Source organism: Neobacillus sp. NRS-1170, assembly GCF_050468025.1.
The window spans coordinates 1-4,985 of the sequence record NZ_JBITPF010000115.1 but is presented as its reverse complement, the minus strand read 5'-3'; the positions used below and the strand labels follow the sequence as shown (position 1 = coordinate 4,985).

The window sequence follows — 4,985 nt, the reverse complement described above, 5'->3', positions numbered from 1 at the left end:
TTTCGTTCATGATAACTTAAGCTAACGGGTGCTTGAGTTTAATTAAAATTAGAATGAATGACTTGAGTGGTCGTTCTTATCAATTGTTGTTCTTGTAATAATCTCCCTTATTAGGTGCAAGATAATAACGATTAATTCGTGGAGGTAATTTGTTGTGCTTAACAAAAGAAGGAAGATAACATCGTTATTTTGGATTGCTATACTTGGCTTATTTTTAACAACGATATATACAATAATCCTTGGTATTTTAGGATATAGGACAATGAACAGGATCGATTATATTTATAAACAGAATAAACACAGACCAAAAAATGGTTAATTAAGAGTGGCTGAGAAGTCGCTCTTTTTTTATCCTTATTTAACTAACGAAGCAGGTTAGTGCAAGAATCTATTTGAAAATCCCACTCACTTTAATGCTTCATTTGAACCATTCTATGAACCATGATAAATAAAAAAAGACCATTTAATGGTCTCAATTATTTACTAAGAAAATCTCTAATTTCATCCGCCGATATTCCTATCTCTAGAGCTTTCTTAATAAGTTCCACCCAATCTTTATCAAGTTCCTTTTCATCAGCAAGAGTAATCACAATATAGCCTCCTAAAATATGAACTATTTTAGGCAACTCAGCCATCATAGTTAAACACCTTAGATCCGTAGCTTTGCGTCCCAATCTCTCAAGAGGTTTGCCATTATCTTTTTAAAGTTCAAAAGTACTATATAAATGGCACTATAAACTTTACAAAAAATTTACAAATAAAAATCCAAAAATTTCGACATAAATAAATACTTGGAAATTATGTCACACCTATACAAAAATGCGATAAAAGAGAAGGTACTTGTTCAACGGGAGCAAGAGTTAAAGAACTGGGATTGCTGCGGTGATCCTTTTTTGTTATTCAGCTAAATGGCAGGTTATCATAAGAAGAAAACTTAATTATTGATATTATTTTTATTTAAAAAATTTTTTGGAGAGATTAAGGAAAAAGGATTATATAACTGAATTTAACCTGTACACAGAAATTACAAACTTGGATCAAAGGAGCATTTTATATGAGTAGGGTTATGAGAAGAGAAAGTCTTCCTAGAAACGTTTTAGGAATTTTTGATACAACCATACTTCATTTAAGAAAACCTTCAATAATTGCCTGGTGGTCAGTAGCTTTCCCTGGACTTGGTCACATTCTACTAGGACATTTTTTTCGTGGTACTGGTCTAATTGTTTGGGAAATTTGTATTAATTCATATTCAAATCTAAACGCTGCTATGGTGTATTCTTTTATAGGAGATATACCATCAGCTAAAGGTATATTAAATACCAGATTATTGCTTTTATATATACCTATATATTTATTCGGTATATGGGACAGTTACCGTGGAGCAGTTGATTTGAACAAAGAGTATAAACTTAGCGAAAGTGCCAACTCTCCCATCAAGAAATATGCTATGAACACAGCGGGTGTTAATTATCTGGATAAGAGAAATCCTATCCTAGCCCTTATTTGGGCAATTTTCATTCCAAGTCTAGGTCAATTTTATCAACAAAGAATCTTAGCAAGTTTTTTTACACTTTTTTGGGCAGTTATCTTTGTATTTTACTCACACTTCGCTGAAGCAATAATTTATTTAATACAGGGAGATATACAAAAATCCACACAAGTATTAAATATGCAATGGTTGCTATTTATACCGTCTTTTTATTTCTTCACATTGTATCAATCTTATACAGATACTATTGAACTAAATAAATTGTTTGCAAAAGAACAAGCACGCTTTTTAGAGGAAAATTTCCAGCCTTCGAATTTCCACATTCAAAAGGGAGGACTGGTGGAATAAATGCAAATTTTTGCGACCTTTGAACATACAAAGTATCTTGAGCTTGGGATAACAGAGTTACAGGAGAATGGCATAACGGATATTTTTGCAGTACCATTAAAGAAAGTAAATGTTAGAGCTTCAATCATTGACTCCCTTAATCATTCTGACGGTCGTTCGTTTTTAGATAAGGGTTTTGCATTAGCAGTTGTATTATCAACTATTTTAGCCAGCAAGGGATTTGAATTAGAATGGGGACCTATATACTGGGGACTAATTGGTGCAGCCAGCGGCATTATTATTGGTTTAGTAATCGAAATAATATTTTATAAATGGAAGAATAAAAAAAAGCAAATTAAACTGGTACGGAATGAAAAACATGGAGAAGTTATACTAATTATTAATTGTAAGCTGAAGGATGAAAAATTAGTTTCAGATATACTCACACGGAATTTAGCGTTAGGGTTGGCGAAAGTTATTAATTCTAAAGAATAACAACAAAATTTTTTATTATCGGTGTGATGCTATAAAAAACATCGCCCATTAAAGAAGGAGATTGTGAAGAATTGTACTTAAAGTAACGGGTGCTTAAGTTCAAGAAGGATTGCAGTCACAGCGATACTTTTTCCTATTCAAAAAATGGGAGTTTTGTTGAAAAAGTCATACCTTCGTATTGCTCATTTACTGGTATAAACTTTAATTATTAACAAATAATCATCTTATTACGAACTTTGTTTATCAATTATTATCTTGTAACATGGGTGAATGCCTTTACTTTCCTAAAAATTAATACATATGTGCATTCCAATCAAGGCGTTAGTCCAATATAAAAAATTGTAAACAAATTGAAGGGGGTTATGAAGTATGACAACATTTTATGAAATGGGCATTAGTGAAACCATTCAAAGAGCGATTACGGATATGGGATTTGAAGAAGCATCTCCTATTCAAGAGAAAGCCATTCCCATAGCCTTGACGGGGAAGGACATAATTGGTCAAGCACAAACAGGTACAGGAAAGACGGCTGCCTTCGCCATACCTATCTTGGAGAAAGTGGATACGAGCAAAAAATATGTTCAGGCGATTGCAATTGCACCGACAAGGGAATTAGCTATTCAGGTTTCAGACGAGATCAATCGGCTGGCGAAATACATGGGCATATCTTCTCTCCCTATTTATGGAGGTCAGTCTATAGAACGCCAAATCAAGGCATTAAAAAAGGTCCCACACATTATTACGGGTACACCTGGAAGACTTTTGGACCACATTCAACGTAAAACGCTGAAGTTAGATCGCATCTCAGTGGTGGTATTGGATGAAGCTGATGAAATGTTAGATATGGGCTTTTTGGAGGATATCGAACGAATCCTCAAAGAGACCCCTGAAGAAAAACAAACCTTACTGTTCTCTGCAACCATGCCCAAACTGATTCAAAATCTTGCGGAAAGATTTATGAACGATCCAGAGTTGGTAAAGATGAAAGCGAAGGAAGTTACCTCGCCAACTGTAAAGCAAATTTTTTATGAGGTCAATGAACGAGATAAATTTGAAGTGCTTTGCCGTCTGCTAGACGTGGATAACCCAGAATTAGCCGTGATTTTTGGAAGAACAAAAAGACGCGTGGATGAATTAAGTGATGCATTGAATAAAAGAGGGTATCTTGCTGATGGGTTGCACGGAGATTTAAATCAACGACAGCGAGATGTTGTGATGAATAAATTTCGTGAGGGAAACATTGATATTTTAGTTGCGACCGATGTGGCTGCTAGAGGAATTGATGTTTCAGGGGTTACCCACGTCTACAATTTTGACATTCCTCAAGACCCGGAAAGTTATGTTCACCGAATCGGCAGAACGGGCAGAGCAGGTAAGACGGGGTTAGCTATTACATTGGTTACACCGAGGGAAACTGGACAGATTCACAGTATTGAAAAAGCCTCGAAAGGAAAGATCCAGCGTAAATCAATTCCGACGGTAGCAGAGGCAATGGAGTCTATACAGAGAGCCGCATTAGAAAAGATGATTCAATTGGTTGAAGAGGAGCAGTACAAACAGTTTAATCAAGCAGCAACCGAATTGCTCGATCAATACGATTCGATATCGTTAGTTTCAGTTGCCTTGAAATTGTTGTCGAAGGAACAGAGGGATGTTCCAGTTCAGTTAACTTCCGAATCACCGCGATATGCCAGTAAGCCTAAAATTAAGGTACAAGAGAAATCAAGGAGAAATTATAAAGGGAATATGGAATTTGGGGGAAAAGGGGGAAATGGCAATCATAAAAAAACTTCCAGGTCATTTCGAAAAAAGAAAGCATTATGAAATGATTACAAGTAGGATGAAAACAGCCCAGATATGATTTGAGAAGCTTTAGGGACAGATGATGAGTATTATTGGGTATGAACTGGTTGCTACAATGTTTTAAAGACACGTTCAAGCGGAATTAGGAAATGATGTCGTATATATTGTGAATTTTTCACTTACACTTACGGGTGCTTTATTTGAATAAGAACAACTAAAGAATGCAAGACCAGATGTGTATATTCGTGAGTGGCAAATATGGTCGCTTTTATGCCTTCTTGCAAATACTTGTGAAAAATGTTAATATATATAAGAATTATTTTTGTTCGGTGTAAAGGATAGGATTAGTAAAACTTTTCGTCTTGATGATCACTGAAAGCAAGGATAGTAACACAATGTGTGTTTTTACACACTAGGAGGCAACAAAAATGGAAAATGGTAAAGTGAAATGGTTTAACAGCGAAAAAGGCTTCGGATTCATCGAACGTGAAGGTGGAGAAGACGTATTCGTTCATTTCTCAGCTATTCAAGGCGAAGGTTTCAAATCTTTAGAAGAAGGTCAAGCTGTGACTTTCGATGTTGAGCAAGGTCAACGTGGAGCTCAAGCAGCTAACGTGCGTAAAGCTTAATAATAAAAGCAAACTAAAGCAGGCTCTTTTTAGAGTCTGTTTTTTATTTATTTTTAAAAGCAAGGAACCCCACTCACGAATGAGTAGGGCACATGTAAACAGTAAATCAAATGGTAAACAAAGTGTATCACATAAACACGAATTCTCCTAATTACATTTCAATAAACATTTTAAAGTGCTTTTGTAGAGGGTGGCTAAAATTGTCAATCTTTTTTAGTGTAATTCAACTCCCATGAAAATAA

Annotated in this window: 5 protein-coding genes and 1 riboswitch; of the genes, 4 read left to right on the top strand and 1 reads right to left on the bottom strand. The window is 35.2% G+C overall.

Annotated features, from left to right (window positions below; all coding sequences use genetic code 11):
* Positions 1-476 precede the first annotated feature (476 nt).
* On the bottom strand, positions 477-638 hold the full coding sequence (locus ACIFOT_RS32025; protein WP_430072941.1) for an anti-repressor SinI family protein: 162 nt from the start codon (positions 636-638) through the stop codon (positions 477-479).
* Positions 619-702, bottom strand: a riboswitch (cyclic di-GMP riboswitch). Its footprint overlaps the gene before it by 20 nt.
* 352 nt (positions 703-1,054) lie before the next feature.
* Here ACIFOT_RS32025 and ACIFOT_RS32020 point away from each other — a divergent pair.
* From ACIFOT_RS32020 to ACIFOT_RS32005, 4 genes are all read left to right on the top strand, one after another.
* Positions 1,055-1,837: a hypothetical protein gene (locus ACIFOT_RS32020; RefSeq protein WP_430072938.1), complete on the top strand. Its 783-nt coding sequence runs from the start codon at positions 1,055-1,057 to the stop codon at positions 1,835-1,837.
* On the top strand, positions 1,838-2,311 hold the full coding sequence (locus ACIFOT_RS32015) for a hypothetical protein (protein ID WP_430072936.1): 474 nt from the start codon (positions 1,838-1,840) through the stop codon (positions 2,309-2,311). It abuts the gene before it with no gap.
* Positions 2,312-2,680: 369 nt separating this feature from the next.
* Positions 2,681-4,135 (top strand): DEAD/DEAH box helicase, encoded by a 1,455-nt coding sequence (locus tag ACIFOT_RS32010; protein ID WP_430072933.1) that lies wholly within the window; start codon positions 2,681-2,683, stop codon positions 4,133-4,135.
* 407 nt (positions 4,136-4,542) lie between these two features.
* The gene (locus tag ACIFOT_RS32005; protein WP_028401851.1) at positions 4,543-4,743 is read left to right on the top strand and encodes a cold-shock protein; all 201 of its coding nucleotides are present in this window, start codon (positions 4,543-4,545) and stop codon (positions 4,741-4,743) included.
* Positions 4,744-4,985: the final 242 nt, after the last annotated feature.

Excerpts from the sequence above, each read along its gene's own strand:
- ACIFOT_RS32025 (WP_430072941.1), bottom strand. The coding sequence starts at position 638 with ATGATGGCTGAGTTGCCTAAAATAGTTCATATTTTAGGAGGCTATATT.
- ACIFOT_RS32020 (WP_430072938.1), top strand. The coding sequence starts at position 1,055 with ATGAGTAGGGTTATGAGAAGAGAAAGTCTTCCTAGAAACGTTTTAGGA.
- ACIFOT_RS32015 (WP_430072936.1), top strand. The coding sequence starts at position 1,838 with ATGCAAATTTTTGCGACCTTTGAACATACAAAGTATCTTGAGCTTGGG.
- ACIFOT_RS32010 (WP_430072933.1), top strand. The coding sequence starts at position 2,681 with ATGACAACATTTTATGAAATGGGCATTAGTGAAACCATTCAAAGAGCG.
- ACIFOT_RS32005 (WP_028401851.1), top strand. The coding sequence starts at position 4,543 with ATGGAAAATGGTAAAGTGAAATGGTTTAACAGCGAAAAAGGCTTCGGA.